The sequence below is a fragment of the Nocardia vinacea genome, from assembly GCF_035920345.1.
GTDB classification, from domain to species: Bacteria; Actinomycetota; Actinomycetes; order Mycobacteriales; family Mycobacteriaceae; genus Nocardia; species Nocardia vinacea_A.
This window is the reverse complement of sequence record NZ_CP109149.1, coordinates 9,850,939-9,865,494: the sequence shown is the minus strand read 5'-3', so window position 1 is coordinate 9,865,494 and position 14,556 is coordinate 9,850,939. Positions and strand designations below refer to the sequence as shown.

At 66.5% G+C, this 14,556-nt stretch carries 15 protein-coding genes and 1 riboswitch; of the genes, 6 read left to right on the top strand and 9 right to left on the bottom strand.

Annotated features, from left to right (window positions below; translation table 11 throughout):
- Positions 1-58 precede the first annotated feature (58 nt).
- On the top strand, positions 59-643 hold the full coding sequence (locus OIE68_RS44765) for a TetR/AcrR family transcriptional regulator C-terminal domain-containing protein (RefSeq protein WP_040688744.1): 585 nt from the start codon (positions 59-61) through the stop codon (positions 641-643).
- Between the two features lie 38 nt (positions 644-681).
- Positions 682-1,341 (top strand): nucleotidyltransferase domain-containing protein, encoded by a 660-nt coding sequence (locus tag OIE68_RS44760; protein WP_327096928.1) that lies wholly within the window; start codon positions 682-684, stop codon positions 1,339-1,341.
- Positions 1,342-1,356: 15 nt separating this feature from the next.
- Here the strand turns inward: OIE68_RS44760 and OIE68_RS44755 are convergent, their stop codons facing one another.
- On the bottom strand, positions 1,357-2,775 hold the full coding sequence (locus tag OIE68_RS44755; RefSeq protein WP_327096927.1) for a DHA2 family efflux MFS transporter permease subunit: 1,419 nt from the start codon (positions 2,773-2,775) through the stop codon (positions 1,357-1,359).
- A gap of 157 nt (positions 2,776-2,932) precedes the next feature.
- Between OIE68_RS44755 and OIE68_RS44750 the strand changes: the two genes are divergently transcribed.
- Together OIE68_RS44750 and OIE68_RS44745 are read left to right on the top strand one after the other, a co-directional pair.
- Entirely contained in the window at positions 2,933-3,907 is a 975-nt protein-coding gene (locus OIE68_RS44750; protein WP_327096926.1) for a sigma-70 family RNA polymerase sigma factor, read from the top strand.
- Complete coding sequence (locus tag OIE68_RS44745) at positions 3,904-4,452, top strand: maleylpyruvate isomerase N-terminal domain-containing protein (RefSeq protein ID WP_327096925.1); 549 nt, start codon at positions 3,904-3,906, stop codon at positions 4,450-4,452. Before OIE68_RS44750 ends, OIE68_RS44745 begins: the two co-directional genes overlap by 4 nt.
- 250 nt (positions 4,453-4,702) lie before the next feature.
- Here the strand turns inward: OIE68_RS44745 and OIE68_RS44740 are convergent, their stop codons facing one another.
- From OIE68_RS44740 to OIE68_RS44715, 6 genes are all read right to left on the bottom strand, one after another.
- A complete protein-coding gene (locus tag OIE68_RS44740; RefSeq protein ID WP_327096924.1) occupies positions 4,703-5,932 on the bottom strand; it encodes an MFS transporter in 1,230 nt (409 codons plus the stop codon).
- Between the two features lie 292 nt (positions 5,933-6,224).
- Positions 6,225-7,568, bottom strand: a complete 1,344-nt coding sequence (locus OIE68_RS44735; RefSeq protein ID WP_327096923.1) for an LLM class flavin-dependent oxidoreductase — start codon at positions 7,566-7,568, stop codon at positions 6,225-6,227.
- Complete coding sequence (locus OIE68_RS44730) at positions 7,565-8,314, bottom strand: ABC transporter ATP-binding protein (RefSeq protein WP_327096922.1); 750 nt, start codon at positions 8,312-8,314, stop codon at positions 7,565-7,567. The genes OIE68_RS44735 and OIE68_RS44730 overlap by 4 nt, the downstream gene beginning before the upstream one ends.
- On the bottom strand, positions 8,290-9,156 hold the full coding sequence (locus OIE68_RS44725) for an ABC transporter permease (RefSeq protein ID WP_327096921.1): 867 nt from the start codon (positions 9,154-9,156) through the stop codon (positions 8,290-8,292). Before OIE68_RS44725 ends, OIE68_RS44730 begins: the two co-directional genes overlap by 25 nt.
- Before the next feature lie 2 nt (positions 9,157-9,158).
- Complete coding sequence (locus tag OIE68_RS44720; RefSeq protein ID WP_327096920.1) at positions 9,159-10,247, bottom strand: ABC transporter substrate-binding protein; 1,089 nt, start codon at positions 10,245-10,247, stop codon at positions 9,159-9,161.
- 196 nt (positions 10,248-10,443) lie between these two features.
- On the bottom strand, positions 10,444-11,610 hold the full coding sequence (locus OIE68_RS44715) for an alpha/beta hydrolase (protein ID WP_327096919.1): 1,167 nt from the start codon (positions 11,608-11,610) through the stop codon (positions 10,444-10,446).
- A gap of 63 nt (positions 11,611-11,673) precedes the next feature.
- Positions 11,674-11,800: riboswitch (cobalamin riboswitch) on the top strand.
- A 31-nt stretch (positions 11,801-11,831) separates the two neighbouring features.
- Between OIE68_RS44715 and OIE68_RS44710 the strand changes: the two genes are divergently transcribed.
- Positions 11,832-12,086 carry a hypothetical protein gene (locus tag OIE68_RS44710; protein ID WP_327096918.1) on the top strand — a complete coding sequence of 85 codons (255 nt, stop codon included), beginning with the start codon at positions 11,832-11,834 and terminating at the stop codon, positions 12,084-12,086.
- A 196-nt stretch (positions 12,087-12,282) separates the two neighbouring features.
- On the opposite strand, the gene bioD is transcribed toward OIE68_RS44710, so the two are convergent.
- Both bioD and OIE68_RS44700 read right to left on the bottom strand, forming a co-directional pair.
- On the bottom strand, positions 12,283-12,960 hold the full coding sequence (gene bioD / locus OIE68_RS44705) for a dethiobiotin synthase (RefSeq protein ID WP_327096917.1): 678 nt from the start codon (positions 12,958-12,960) through the stop codon (positions 12,283-12,285).
- Complete coding sequence (locus OIE68_RS44700) at positions 12,957-14,105, bottom strand: 8-amino-7-oxononanoate synthase (RefSeq protein WP_327096916.1); 1,149 nt, start codon at positions 14,103-14,105, stop codon at positions 12,957-12,959. The genes bioD and OIE68_RS44700 overlap by 4 nt, the downstream gene beginning before the upstream one ends.
- Before the next feature lie 133 nt (positions 14,106-14,238).
- On the opposite strand from OIE68_RS44700, the gene OIE68_RS44695 reads away from it, so the two are divergent.
- Positions 14,239-14,556, top strand: coding sequence for a hypothetical protein (locus OIE68_RS44695; protein WP_327096915.1), 318 nt, complete (start codon positions 14,239-14,241; stop codon positions 14,554-14,556).

Sequence of the window (14,556 nt, the reverse complement as noted above, 5' to 3'; positions counted from 1 at the left end):
TGTTCAGGCTAGGGTAGCGGTAACAAGTGAGTCAAAACACCTCGGGGAAGGAAACAGCGTGCAGCTGCACCGCGCGGACGTGGTCGACGGCGCCATCGCCATTCTCGACCAGTACGGTCTCGCCGACCTGACCATGCGCAGGCTCGCCGGTTCACTCCAGGTCCAGCCCGGTGCGCTGTACTGGCACTTCCCCAATAAGCAGGCACTGCTCGGCGCGGTCGCCGACCGGATCCTGGCCCCGATGGAGGATCCGATCGAGGCCGAGGACTGGTCGGGCCAGATCACCGAATTGGCGCATCGGTTGCGCGGTTGCCTGCTCGCCTATCGCGACGGCGCCGAATTGGTCTCGGCGACCTATGCCTCCCGACTCACCACGAGCAAGGGTCGGGAACGGCTCGTGGGCGCCGCGATCCGGGGCGGGATGCCGCGGCCGGAAGCGGAACTCGCGGCGTACACGCTGCTGTACTACGTGCTCGGACAAACCGTGGACGAACAGTCCAGAATGCAGATGGATTCGGCCGGTGCACTGACCGAGGACGCCTCACCGCTGAACGAAACCCCGGATGCGACAGCACGTTTCGACTTCGGTCTGCAACTGTTCGTCGGCGGCGTGCGTCATCTGCTCGGCACCCGCGTACGCTGAATCCTTCGTCGGCGCATACGCCTGGAAGGAGCGTCCCGATGCCCATCTCCGATCCCGATGCGGCAGGATCACCCGAGGTGGCGGGACGTGTGGTTTCGGCGGAGGAATGCGAAAGGCTGTGGGTGGCGTGGACGCCTGCTGAAGTCGCGGAGCGGTTGTCGGATGTCGCGGTTCCGTGGTGCGTGACAGCGGGATGGGCGCTGGAACTGTTCACCGGCGGCGGGGCTCGGGAACACAGCGACCTCGAAATCGGTGTCCCGCAAGGCAGATTCAGCGAGGTTGTCGCCGCTTTCCCGGAGTTCGAGTGGGACGTTGTCGGTGACGATCGAATCTGGCCGTTTCCGGCGAAATCGGCGGACTTCCATCAAACTTGGCTTCGCGAACCCGAGACCGGGCGCTATCGACTCGATGTGTTTCGCGAACCGCACGTCGGTGATCGATGGGCGTGCCGCCGCGACCCATCGATCACCCTGTCCTACGAAGATCTGATTCGCCACACCAGCGAGGGCATCCCGTACGCGACCCCCGAGGTCGCACTCCTGTTCAAGGCAAAGGCACGCCGCGACAAGGACGAAGCCGACTTCCGTCGTGCGCTACCCGTGATGGACAGATCCCAAAGGTCCCGGCTGTTCGAGTGGCTGTCGCGGGTGCACCCCGATCACCCATGGCTGGAAAGCATTTCGACCCACCAGGATTGAGGAGTCCGACCGGACTCAGACGGATACTGTCGCCTCCTCGAGATCGACTGCCGCGCGCGCCCTGCGCCCGGGCAGTGCGAGTGCGACCGCCGCGCCCAGCAGGGCGAGTACCGCACCGACTTCGATCGCCGGGCAGAATCCGGCGGTGAATTCATCTACTGAACCATATCCGCCGGTTGCGGCGAAAACCGCTGCCGCGATGGCGATTCCGAAGACGCCGCCCAGCTCCCGCATCATGCTGTTGGCACCGGCCGCCTTGCCGAGCATCGCGTGTTCGACCGCGCCGACCACCGAACTCTGTGCCGACGGCAGCACCATCGAGGTGCCGACGCCGGAGACGATGAACGGAACGACGAAGGAGCCGTATGCCATCGCCGGGTCGGCGATGGCGGCGATCCAGAGCATGCCGCCCGCCATCAGGGCCAGCCCGCTCACCATCAGGGGCCGCTCCCCTATCCGGTCGGCCAGCGCACCGGCGATCGGCGCGCAGAAGAAGAGCGTGAGGGTCCATGGCAGCAGCCGCAATCCGGCGCCGAGTGGACCGTAGTGCAGGACCGCCTGCAGGAACTGCGCGTAGAAGAACACCTCACCGAACAGGGCGGCGAAGGTGAGGAATATGGCGGTATTTCCCGCCGCGAAACCGCGATTCACGAAAAGCCGCATCGGGAACATCGGTTCGCGTGTGCGCGCTTCCCAAACCGCGAAGGCGATCAGCAATGCGATCCCACCGACCAGTGCGATCAGCACCTCCGAGCTCGACCAGCCCGCGATGTTGCCGCGCACCAAACCCCACACCACACCGAATGCGCCGCCGGTGACCAGTGCCAATCCGGTGCCGTCCACCGCGGTGTCGGGGCCGAAGCCCTCCGGAACACGGGCCGCCACCAGTGGCAGCGCCAGCAGCCCGATCGGCACGTTCAGCCAGAAGATCCATTGCCAGGACAATCCCTCCGCGACGGCCCCGCCGACCAGCGGACCACACGCGACGGCGAGACCGGTGATGCCCTGCAGCAGCCCCATGGCCATACCGCGCTTCTCCGGCGGAAACGCCGCGCTGACCAGCGTCAAAGCCAGGCTCGTGATCAATGCCGCGCCGATGCCCTGCACCACGCGGGCGACGATGAGGGTCGCGACGGTGGTCGATATCGCGCAGGCTGCGGAGGCGGCGACGAATATGCCGAGCCCGACCATGAACATCCGCTTACGTCCGAAGCGGTCGCCGAGCACCGCCGCGGTCATCAGCAAGACGGCGAAGCTGAGGTTGTAGCCGTTGACGGTCCATTCGAGCGTCTGCAGTGACGCCCCGAGGTCGTGCCGGATGGTGCTGAGTGCGGTGGCGACGACCAGGGTGTCCAGTGCCGCCATCAGCGACGCGACCGCGCCGAGAACCAGCACCCAGCGCTGTGTCACCGCCGAAACGATTGGTGTGCTCACGGTGATTCCTTCCTTTGGTTTCGGCGTGCCAGATGGTTCGGGCACGCACAGATACCGACCGACCACCGCCCGAAACTCATCGCACCGATGAGTTCTGGGCGGCACGGCGGTCGATATTTCAGAGGGACACCATTCGGGGCACCCGGAAGGACTGCACATGACCGACAGCGACGAATTCGCCGCACGTACCGCGCCGTATCGGCGCGAGCTGCTCGCCCACTGCTATCGGATGCTGGGTTCGGTCGACGATGCCGAGGATCTGGTGCAGGAGACGCTGCTGCGAGCCTGGCGCGGGTACGGCGATTTCGAGGGTCGCGCTTCGATGCGGACCTGGCTGTACCGGATCGCCACCAATGCCTGTCTCAATGCGCTCGAGCACCGACGCCGCGTGCTGCCCACCGGATTATCCGAGCGCACCGCGGATCCCACGCGCCCGGTGAACTTCGCGCCCGAGATTCCCTGGCTGCAACCGATGCCGGATGTGCTTATCGCACCCGAGACCTCGGATCCGGCCGCCATCGTAGCGGCGCGCGAGGGTATGCGGCTGGCATTGATCGCCGCCTGGCAGCATCTGCCGCCGCGTCAGCGTGCGGTATTGATACTGCGAGATGTGTTGCACTGGAAGGCCGCCGAGGTCGCCGACCTGATCGGGGCCAGCGTGGCCGCGGTCAACAGCATGCTGCAGCGCGCACATGCCGCGCTCGCGGAGCTGGAGCCGGACACACCGGTAGCCGAGCCGAACGACCCCCGAATCCGCGCGTTGCTGGACCGCTATGCCGCCGCATTCGAAGCCGCCGATATGGATACGCTCGTCACGCTGTTGCGGTCGGATGCGGTGTGGGAGATGCCGCCGATCGAGGAATGGTTCCGCGGCAATACCACGATCGTGGAGCTGGTTCGGTCGAAGTGTCCGTATCGCGCGGGCGAGGTCCGGATGGTGCCGATCGCCGCGAACGGTCAGCCCGGATTCGCGTTCTACCTGCGCGGTCGGGCGCAATCGCTGCAGATCCTGACCGCGACCCCGACCGGGGTCGCGCATGTCGTCTCGTATCACGACAGCTCGATGTTCGCGGCGTTCGGACTGCCCACGTCGTTGGTGGCGAATGCGTCACCCGAGCCGGCAATGCCATGAGCGACGATCTGCTCGAGCGAGCGGTCGCGTATCTGTTGTCGGTGCTGCCCGGCCCAGGTTTCGATCTGTCCGCGCCCACGCCGTGTCGAGGCTGGAATACGCGCATGCTGCTCGCGCACGTGGACGAGTCGATTGCCGCGCTACGAGAAGGTTTGGCGGGTGGGCAGGTTCGGGTCACATCGGGTATGCCGCTGTCGAATTGTGCGGGAACGCTGCATATTCGAAGTCGTGCCGTGGCCCTGCTCGGTGACTGGGCGAATGAGCACCCCGAGTCGGTGGTCGTCTTCGGGAGGCCTGTGCCCGCCCCAGTTCTCGGGACCGTCGGTGCTCTCGAACTGACGGTCCACGCTTGGGATCTCGCCGCCAACGATCGCAAAGCCCCGCCGATCCCGGAGCGCCTCGCCCGCGAATTACTAGCGGTGGCACCCGAACTCGTCCCGATTGCAGACCGCTGGCCCCTATTCGGTCCGCCGATCGAACCGCCGAGCACCGCCCCCGGTGACCGGCTCCTCGCCTACCTCGGCCGAACCCGACCAGTGTCCTGAAGTACCCAGCGCCAGCGCATCGGTGCAGGCCCTCGCATACACCGCGAACACCTTGCACAAGGTGCAGCCTGTGCGCGGCACGCACAAGGTGTGCGCCATAAATGGTCCGAGCGCACCGAACGCGACCAGCACCCGACCTGACCACCACCGAGCATCCAGACATGACCGCGCACACCCAACGAGCACCTCACGCAAGGAGCAACCTAATGCGCGGCACGCACCAGGTGTGCGCCATGATTGGTCCCAGCGCTCAGTCGGTCGCCTGGGTTTCGCGACGGCGTGCGTCTACGAACAGGGCGGGATAGGCACCGGGGAACCAGCGGTGCATGGCGATTGCGCCTGCGAATACCGCCGCGGCGATGGCGAGCGCCGAGGCACCGAGAACCGTTGCAGCACTGATCAAGCCGACGGCAATGGGACCGGCGAACATGCCGATGTCATGCGTCAGACGCCAGGCACCGAGGAATTCCGCACGTTGACCCGGCGGTGCGACGCCCGCGCCGACGGTCATGATGATGCCGTTGCTCACACCATTGGCGAGCCCGAGCAGGACGGCGGCACCGGTGAGTTCGAGTGCCGTCGAGGTGAACGGAAGCGCCGCGAAGCCCACCGCGAACAGCAACATCGACGGCACGCCGGTGGCGCGACTGCCGTAGCGATCGAGCACGATGCCGCCCGGGTAGGACAGCAGCACGTCCATTGCGCCGGCGATGCCGAATATCAGGCTCGTGGCGGCGGCACTCACGCCGATATGCGCGGCCCACAGCGGGAGCAGTGCGGTGCGGGTCGCCCTGGCACCACCCATCAGCAGTGCCGCCAGACCGAGTGTGCCCAGCACCCTGCGGTTTTCGACGACCACTGAACGCAGGGTGTGATCGGCGGCATCCGTATCGTCGTCGTCGGCCGAACGGATGGCGAGCATCGCCGCGCCCGATGCGACGGTCGTGCCGAACTGCAACCACAGCGCACCGCTCGGCCCCATCGCGTACACCATTCCGGCCCCGACGAACGGTCCGCAGAACGATCCGAGGCGCGAGGCACCGGCCAAGGCCGAGAACGCACGGCCCCGCTCGTCCGGTGGCACGACGGCCACGATGTAGGACTGTCGCGCCAAACCCCATACCGCACTGGCGGTTCCATTGAGCAGCACACCCACCGCCAGCACCCCGGTATGCGGTGCGAAGATCGCGCACAGCACCCCGACCAAACCGAGGCCCGATCCGACGGCGATCGCCCAGCGTTCCCCGATGCGCGCGACGATCCGCCCCGCGGGCAGATCGGCCAGCACCATCCCCAACCCGCTCAGCGCGACGACGATTCCGGCGACACCAGCCGACGCACCCAGATCCAATGCGCGCAACGCGTACATCGGTGCGGCCGCACCGGATCCGATGCCATAGAGCACCACGGGCACGAACACCGTCCACACCAGCGAACGCAGACGAACGGATTCCCTTGTGGTGCGGACCTGTTCGCTCACGACTCCCCCTCGCAGGCGCTCGGCTCCGTCGTGCGCGAGGGCACGCTGTGCTGATAGTTCGCTCGCCGACGCTCACTCACAGCGCCCGCGCCGTGCGAAGTCGGCACCCGCACCGATGGTCCTGCGCCCGACGGTACCGGCCAGGTCGCTCACGCCGAAAGTTCATGCAGCACACGCCCCACGAACACTCGCCCTGTCGCAGCCGCCGGATTCCCGCTGGCAGCGGGGTCTTGCCGGTGCCATCGGCGATGCCGACTATTTCGCCGAGCTCGATACGGCCTGGTACAGGCGCTCACTGCGCGAGCGCCGGTCGCCGGGTGTGCCGGCTCTCCGGACGCAGCAGACCGAAGTGGTCACGCAGTGTGGTTCCGGTGTATTCGGTGCGGAACAGGCCGCGCTGCTGCAGGATCGGGACGACCTGCTCGGCGAAGACCTCCAGACCACCCGGGTAGTAGGGCGGCATCACATTGAAACCGTCGGCGGCGCCATTGCGGAACCATTCCTCGATGGTGTCGGCGACCTGCTCCGGCGTACCGGCGAAGACCCGATGTCCACGGGCACCGGCGAGACGATGCAGCAGCCCGCGCACGGTGGGCCGTTCCCGCTGCACGATTCCGGCGACCACCTGCCGACGGCTGCGCTCGTTATCGGTGACATCGCCCGCATCGCTGAATAATTCGAGTGGCACCGGTTCATCCAGCGGCAGGTTCCGCAAGCTCTCACCCGCGATGCCCTCCAACTGCTTCAGCCCGTATTCGGGCACTGTGAGCTCGTTGAACTCCCGTTCCAACTGTTTGGCCGCCGCCTCGGTATCGCCGATGAACGGGCTGATACCGGGCAGGATCTTGATCTGCTCGGCGTCACGGCCGAATTCGGCGGCCTTGGCCTTGATATCGGCATAGAACGCCTGCGCGTCTTCGAGCCGCTGGTGCGCGGTGAAGATCGCCTCGGCGTACTTGCCCGCGAACGCCCGGCCGTCATTCGACGCACCGGCCTGTACGAGCACCGGATGTCCCTGTGGGGTGCGCGGCGCGTTGAAGGGCCCACGCACGCTGAGGTATTCGCCGACGAAGTCGATCGGGTGGATCTTGTCCGGATCGGCGTAGATGCCCGCCTGCTGGTCCAGCAGGATGGCGTCGTCCTCCCAGCTGTCCCACAGCGCGACGACCGCATCGACGAATTCCCGCGCCCGCGCGTATCGCGTCGCGTGATCGGGATGTTTGTCGAGCCCGAAATTCGCTGCGGCGAGGTCGGTTCCGGTGGTGACGATATTCCAGCCCGCCCGGCCACCCGAGATGTGATCGAGCGTGGAGAACAACCTGGCCAGGTTGTAGGGCTCGTAGTAGGTGGTGGACGCGGTGGCGATCAGCCCGAGATGGGTTGTGGCCGTGGCGATCGCGGTGAGCAGGGTGATCGGTTCCAGACCCGCGGCCGCATTGTGTTCGACATTGGTGCGCAGCGCGGGACCGTCGGCGAAGAACACCGCGTCGAGTTTCGCGGCTTCGGCCGTGCGGCCGATCTCCTGGTAGTAGGCGACATCGTAGATCCGGTCGGGTCGGCTCTGCGGATGCCGCCAGGCCGCCTCATGATGTCCGGAGGGATAGATGAACGCATTGAGGCTGAGTTGGCGGGTCATGAGGCTTTCTTCTCATCGTGCAGGGCCGCGACATCGACGCCGAGGCTGGAAAGCAGCAGTTCGCGTAGGCGGTTGAAGTCCGGATCGATGTGGCGGCGTGGACGTTCCAGATCGATCCGCTGGTCGACGGCGATGCGTCCCTCGTCGAGGACGAGTACGCGGTCGGCGAGCAGCACCGCTTCATCGACATCGTGGGTCACCAGCAAGACGGCCGGCTTGTGCCTGGCGCACAGATCCTGCAGCAGCACATGCATTTTGATGCGGGTGAGCGCATCCAGCGCACCGAAAGGCTCATCGGCCAGCAACAACTCCGGTTCCCGGACCAGAGACCGCGCCAAGGCGACGCGCTGTTGCTCACCTCCGGAAAGCTCCTTGGGCCAGGCCTTTTCCCGCCCGGCGAGGCCGACTTCCGCCAGCGCGGTGCGACCGCGCCCGGCGGCATCGGCACTCTTCAAACCGAGAGTCACATTGTCCAGTACCCGATTCCACGGCAGCAGCCGCGAGTCCTGGAACACCACCGCACGTTCCGTCGGCACTCGCAACTCACCCGAGCCGAGCACATCGCGATCCAGCTCGGCCAGCGCGCGCAGCAAGGTGCTCTTACCCGAACCACTGCGCCCGAGCAGTGCGACGAATTCGCCGCGCGCGATATCGAGATCGATACCGTGCAACACCACGCGATCGCCGAAACCCCTGCGCAGCCCGCGGGTTCGGACCACATTCAGTCCGCGATCGTCTGCCGCCATGACAGTGCCCTCCGTTCCGTCGCGCGCACGGCGAGATCGCCGAACAGTCCGAGCAGGCCGTAGATCACCAGGCCGACCACGATGACGTCGATCTGGCCGTAGGTACGCGCCTGCGTCATCAGATAGCCGATGCCGCTGGTGGCATTCACCTGTTCGACCACGACCAATGCCAGCCAGGAAATCGTGACCGCCAGCCGCAGGCCCGTGAAGAATCCGGGCAGCGAACCCGGCAACGCGATCCGGCGGATGAATCCCCAGCGCGAAAGCCCCACCGTCGCAGCCAATTCCACATACCGGCTGTCGACACCACGCAATTGCGCGTGGGTATTGATGTAGATCGGAATCGCCACACTGGTCGTGATGACGATGAGCTTCATGTCCTCACCGATGCCGAACCACACGATGAACAGCGGAATCAGCGCCAGCGTCGGAATCGAGCGTTTGATCTGAATCGGCCCGTCCAGCAGGGCTTCACCGACACGGCTCAATCCGGCGATCAAGGCGAGCACCACACCGATCACCACACCGAGCCCGAGGCCCCAGGCCGCGCGCTTCAGCGAAGTCAGCAGGTTCGACTGCAGTCTGCCGTCGGCGAGCAGATCGCGTGCGGTCTCGGCGACCGTCCACGGCGCGGGCAGTGTCTGCTCATCCAATGCGCCCGAGGCGGATCCGATCACCCATGCCGCGATCAGCAGTACGGGCCCGATGGCGATGCCGAACGGAATCGGGCGGCCCGGTCCGAGCCGGGGCCGAGTCGGCTTGCGGCGGGCCAATACCGGCTCCGCGGCGGTGCGTGAACTTCGTCCGATCCGGCCGAGTACACCGGCGTCCAAGGTAGCCATTGCTATTTCGCCTTCGGTTCGAACGCGGCGCCGCTCTCGGTGACGGCCTGGGTGATGACGGCGTCGAAGCGCAGATCGAAATCGTCGGCGGCGCGCACCTTTTTGGGCAGTTCGCCCGCGTTGTCGATCGCGTCGATGGTGCCCTGCTGGCGATCGATGAGCTGCTGATCCAGATGCGGGAAGGTGTAGGTGCCGAACGAGTCGACGATGCGTTTGGCATCGTCGGCGCTGACCTTCTGGTTCTCGACGTAGTATTTGCGCGCCCACTCCTCCTGGTGGTTATTGACCCACTGGTAGGCGCGAATGTAGGCGGCGACCACCGCCCGAGTCGCCGCTGCCTTGGCCGGATCGGTCACCGCGGCGCGGCGCGCGTACAGGTAGCCGACACCGCCGTAGATGCCGGTGGTCTCCGAATCCGGGATCAGCGAGGCGCCCGGAGTACGCAACAGCCGGGTGACGTTCGGTTCGGCCAGCGGCGCGATATCGACCTGCCCGGTGCGCACCGCGTCCAGGAATTCCGCGAGCTGCAGCCGAACGAGTTGCACATCAGTGGGTTTCAGCCCGGCCTTGGCGAGCGCCCGCAGCACCGCGGCCTGTTGGGCGGTGCCCTCCGCGTAGGCGATCTTCTTGCCCTTGAGATCGGCGAGCGTGGTGGCCGTCTTGCCCGGCGCCACCGCAAGTTTCAGTGCGTTGGGATTGGATTGGTAAGCCGCGACGATCGGCACGTCCTGCCCGGCAACCTGCGCATGGATCGGCGGGACATCGCCGACGGTCGCAACATCGGCGGCACCGGCCCGGAATGCCTCCAGGATGGCCGGTCCACCGATGAAATTGGCGAACTCCACCTTGAACGGCAACTTGTCGAGTTCGCCGGAGAACTGGAGTACCGACTTGAACCGCTCTTGTTGATCGGCGAGCACGAGCTTTGTGCCCGCGGGGATTTCGGTGGGCAGCGGGGCGTCGGTTTTACCGACCGGCGTGTCGTCGCTCGCGCAGCCGGTCAAACCCAGGCTCGCAACGGTCGCCGCAGCGAGCAACGCGGCAATAGTGCGGCCGTGCAGGCCGGTCAGGAACGTACGTGGTCGGAACATGCGGTGATTGAATCAAGATGAAACCGGCACGCATACGGTTTGCCTTAGCCTGATTCCAACGCAGCGCCCGATTCCAACTGTGTTCACCCACCCCGTCGGCTCCGCCAGCTGCCATCCCCCTGTGTTCACCCACCCCGCCGGCTCCGCCAGCTGCCATCCCCCTGTGTTCACCCACCCCGCCGGGCTCCCATTCCCCTCAGCGCGGCGCCGCCGCGGAGATCGTCGCGCGCATCTGCTCCTGATATCGCTGGATGAACGGCAGGATCTGCTGGTCGATAATCCGGTTGTACTCCTCGGGGCGCTGCATCGGATTGGCGTGCCCGGTATTTCGCGGCATGACGACCAGCAGCGAGCCGTCGACGCCACCGGCCCGCTCGATGAGCACCTCGTGGGAGTACTCGACATCCACCACCCGGTCGTTATCCGGATTGCGCGGGCGGATGAAGACGATGGCCGGGCGCGGTTTGCCGTCGGCGGGTCGGGACAGCGCGCGCAGATCGTTGATCGCACCGCCCGCCACGATCGCCAGGAACTGCGTCTCGATCAGGCCGTTGCTGGCCGCGTCTTTGGAGAAGACCTTCTCGCGCAACACTTCTTCGACGACATCGCGCAATGGTTCGAGCCGGACTCCGCGTAACCCAGTGGCCCCGCGATCGACGAATCGATCACGGCGCGCGTAGGTTTCGACCGCCAGCCGCAGCGTTCGGCTTTCCCGCGCCCCCGGCAGCCACCCCATCCAGCGCACCATATCCTCGCCCGCACCGCGACTCTCCGGACGCACCGCATTCAAATCCACCGGCGTGCAGTCCAGAATCACTCCCGCTAGGCGCAGGTCGCTGTCGAGGTGGATATGCCGCGCCACCTCGAGCGCGATGACCCCGCCCATGCTGTGTCCGACCAGCACAACGTTCTTCAGCCCCGACATCTGGGCGGCGCGGATGATCAGATCCGCGATCACCTTGGTGTCTATACCTTGATTGTCGTATTTGATGGCCCAGACCACGCCCATATCGCTGAGGGCGGGCAGCGCGGCCGCGGTATTGCTGGCATTGAGTCCACCGAGACCGACCATATCGACGACGACCGTGTCCCAGTCGCGATCGTGCGCGGGGTTGGCGATCGGCAGGACGGCGGGTTCGGTGCGCGCGAGCCGATCGCGTTCCGGGGTGACGTCGTGCACCCAGTACTGGGCGAACACGATGAGCCCAGCGAGCAATACCAAGGCGACCCGCAGCAGCGCCAATCTGGTACGGCGCAACGTCTGCCACCCGTGCCCGAGACGAGTCTCCCGAAGCCGGGCCCTCCGTCGCGCGTCGTCCCAGTCCGAGACGGTGGACGGGTGCCGATCGTCCAACGGCGACATCTTCTCCACTCTAGGTACGGTTCGCGAGTGCTGCCAGGTGACCCGATGGCGGCGGTGAACCCGACCGAACGGGTAGAGTTCGGGCCGTCATCCCGGCGGGTGCGGGAATCCGGTGCAATTCCGGAACGGTTGCGCCACTGTGATCGCCCTCGCGGCGAAAGTCAGACCTCCCTCGCCGGGACAACTCTGAGAGGCCGCGATTTGCCCATGGAGCAGTACCGATGATGCGTGCGCGCACATCCGGCGGTACCCACATACGAATATCGAACCGTCGCTTGGCGATCGCGGTTCCGGTGCTCGGTGTGCTGCTGATCGCGGCGATGATCGTCGCGACCGGTTTCGGCGCGGAGACGCTGCCGGTCACCTCGGTATTGGAGGTGCTGCGACATCGGATCGTCGGTGGCGTGCCCGCCGATCTCGGGCTCGACACCATCGTGTGGCAGCTGCGGGTGCCGCGTACGGTGCCGTTCATTTGAAGGCCGACAGCGCCGCCGTCCCTCCGAACAGTCGCTCTGCGCTCGCTACCCAGCCGATGCTCAGCTGCCGATCGATGCATCTCAGCGAGACAGCGGGCCACCCGCTCATCCAGCAGTCGCGCTGCGCTCGCTACCAGCCCGCGCCCTCAGTTGCCGGTCGATGCATCTCACCGAGACAACCCGCCGCTGCGGAAACCTACTGGCCGAGCGCAGACCAACCGGGAGTGAACCAACCAGGTGCAGCGGCGGAGAACCGCTCGCGATCCCACCCACCCGCTCCTGCAGGTATCGCGCCGACCAACTCGACTCCGGTAACCCGGGCCAGATCAGTGCGATTGCACTCCTCCGCCAACCCAGGCTCGTCAGGCCACGAGCCGATCACCAGACCCGCGCAGCGGACACTGGATGATGACAGTGCGCGGATGGTCAATTCGCTGTGGTTGAGAGTCCCGAGCCCAGCCGCGGCGACCACGAGCACCGGAGCGTCGAGCTTCTGCGCCAGCTCGAGCAGTGTGAATTCGCCGAGGCGGACCAGCAATCCGCCTGCGCCTTCGACCAGGGTCAGATCCGCATCGGCGAGTGAGTCGATGGCGGCGGCGGTTTCACTCAGCGTCAACAGCGGCTGCCCGCACCGACGCGCCGCGGTATCCGGAGCCAACGGATCGGGATAGCGGGCGATCTCGACCGTTCTCGTGACACCGGTGAGGCGTTCGACTTCGGCGAGATCGCCGGATTCGCCCGGCGCCACACCGGTTTGGGCCGGTTTGCACACCGCCACCGACCGACCGGCGGCCAGCGCGGCCGCGGCGAGCGCGGCGGTCACCACGGTCTTGCCGACCTCCGTCGACGTACCGGTCACGAACAGCACACTCATGCGGTCACCAATCCACGCGCCTGGGTCAGCACCTCGCCGAGGACCGTTGCGATGGTGTCGAGTTCGCCGGAAGTCAGATTCGCTCGTGCGGTGAGCCGCAGCCGCGATGTCCCCTCGGGCACCGTCGGCGGACGGAAGCATCCGACATCGAGTCCACGTGCACGGCATGCCTGCGCGGCGTCATACGCGACCTGCGCCTCGCCGAGCACCACCGAGACAACCGCCGAATCCGGTTCCGCCACACCGGCAATGCGCGCGATATCGGCCGCCCGCTGCAACACCCGACCCGCCATCTCGGGCTCTCGACGCAACAACCGCAGCGCCGCCCGCGCCGCACCGACCGCGGCGGGCGCGAGTCCGGTATCGAAAATGAACGTGCGCGCCGCATCGATGAGATGCGCACGCACACGCTCGCTGGCTAATACCGCACCACCCTGTGCGGCAAGGGCTTTCGACAGGGTCGCGGTCACGACGAGATCCGGTTCCCCGGCCAAGCCGACCTCGTGCACCAGCCCGCGCCCACCCGCGCCGCGTACACCGAGCCCGTGCGCCTCGTCCACGATCAGTACCGCGCCATTCGCCCGGGTGACCCGGTGCAACTCGACCAGCGGAGCCATATCACCGTCGGCGCTGAACACCGAATCGGTAAGTACCAGTGCCCGTTCCTCGGTCCGCTCGGCCAGCAACCGCTCGACCGCCTCGACATCGCAGTGCGCGGCGATCTCCACGCGCGAGCGCGAGAGCCGGCAGGCGTCGACCAGTGAAGCGTGGCTGGCCGCATCGGAGACGACCAGCGCGCCCCGCCCGGAGAGCGCTGTCACCACCCCGAGGTTGGCGGCGTAGCCGGAGGCGAAGACCAAACCGGCCTCGGCGCCGACGAATTCGGCGAGTTCGGTCTCGAGCTGCTCGTGTTCGGCTGTGGTCCCGGTGACGAGCCGGGATCCGGTCGACCCGGTACCCCAGCGTCGCACGGCCTCGATCGCGCCCTCGATGACCTCCGGATGACGTACCAGCCCGAGGTAGTCATTGGAGGCGAGGTCGATCGATAGCGACTGTGCCGCACGGGGTCGCAGCTCACGGCGCAACCCGACACGCACGCGCTCGGCGGCGCGTTCGTCAAGCCAGCCCAACGGATCGGTAGTCACAGCTCCGCAGCATACTTGAACACCGTTCAAGCCGCATGGTAGGGGTCTGGTGCTGGTACCGTTGGAGCCAATCGTTGAAGGTCGCCACCGACTGACGGTGGCGCGGCATTTCCGCCAGAGGGAGTAGGGCCGAATGCCACGGTGGGCGATAGTCGTCGAAGAGACAACAGGTTCCGGCGATCAGCGTTGGTCGCCGCGGGTTCTCGCGGAGGTGGTCGGCACGCGCGAGCAGGCCGTGGCCAAGTTGCACTCGCTCGTGCCCACCTTCACCCCGCAGCATCCGAGACTTCCGGGTCGCCGCGTCCTGCTGCGCGATGGCGACACCTACCTGCTGATCGCCTCCGGCTGGGCCGACGACTACCACTGTGTCTTCCGGGTCTGGGAGATCGTCTCCGACACCGACCGTCCCGAGAACGCGGGAACCGCGCACGACACCCGCAAACGCGCCTGA

Excerpts from the sequence above, each read along its gene's own strand:
- OIE68_RS44720 (WP_327096920.1), bottom strand. The coding sequence starts at position 10,247 with ATGTTCCGACCACGTACGTTCCTGACCGGCCTGCACGGCCGCACTATT.
- OIE68_RS44760 (WP_327096928.1), top strand. The coding sequence starts at position 682 with ATGCCCATCTCCGATCCCGATGCGGCAGGATCACCCGAGGTGGCGGGA.
- OIE68_RS44735 (WP_327096923.1), bottom strand. The coding sequence starts at position 7,568 with ATGACCCGCCAACTCAGCCTCAATGCGTTCATCTATCCCTCCGGACAT.
- OIE68_RS44730 (WP_327096922.1), bottom strand. The coding sequence starts at position 8,314 with ATGGCGGCAGACGATCGCGGACTGAATGTGGTCCGAACCCGCGGGCTG.
- OIE68_RS44725 (WP_327096921.1), bottom strand. The coding sequence starts at position 9,156 with ATGGCTACCTTGGACGCCGGTGTACTCGGCCGGATCGGACGAAGTTCA.
- OIE68_RS44695 (WP_327096915.1), top strand. The coding sequence starts at position 14,239 with ATGCCACGGTGGGCGATAGTCGTCGAAGAGACAACAGGTTCCGGCGAT.
- bioD (WP_327096917.1), bottom strand. The coding sequence starts at position 12,960 with ATGAGTGTGCTGTTCGTGACCGGTACGTCGACGGAGGTCGGCAAGACC.
- OIE68_RS44715 (WP_327096919.1), bottom strand. The coding sequence starts at position 11,610 with ATGTCGCCGTTGGACGATCGGCACCCGTCCACCGTCTCGGACTGGGAC.
- OIE68_RS44710 (WP_327096918.1), top strand. The coding sequence starts at position 11,832 with ATGATGCGTGCGCGCACATCCGGCGGTACCCACATACGAATATCGAAC.
- OIE68_RS44750 (WP_327096926.1), top strand. The coding sequence starts at position 2,933 with ATGACCGACAGCGACGAATTCGCCGCACGTACCGCGCCGTATCGGCGC.
- OIE68_RS44745 (WP_327096925.1), top strand. The coding sequence starts at position 3,904 with ATGAGCGACGATCTGCTCGAGCGAGCGGTCGCGTATCTGTTGTCGGTG.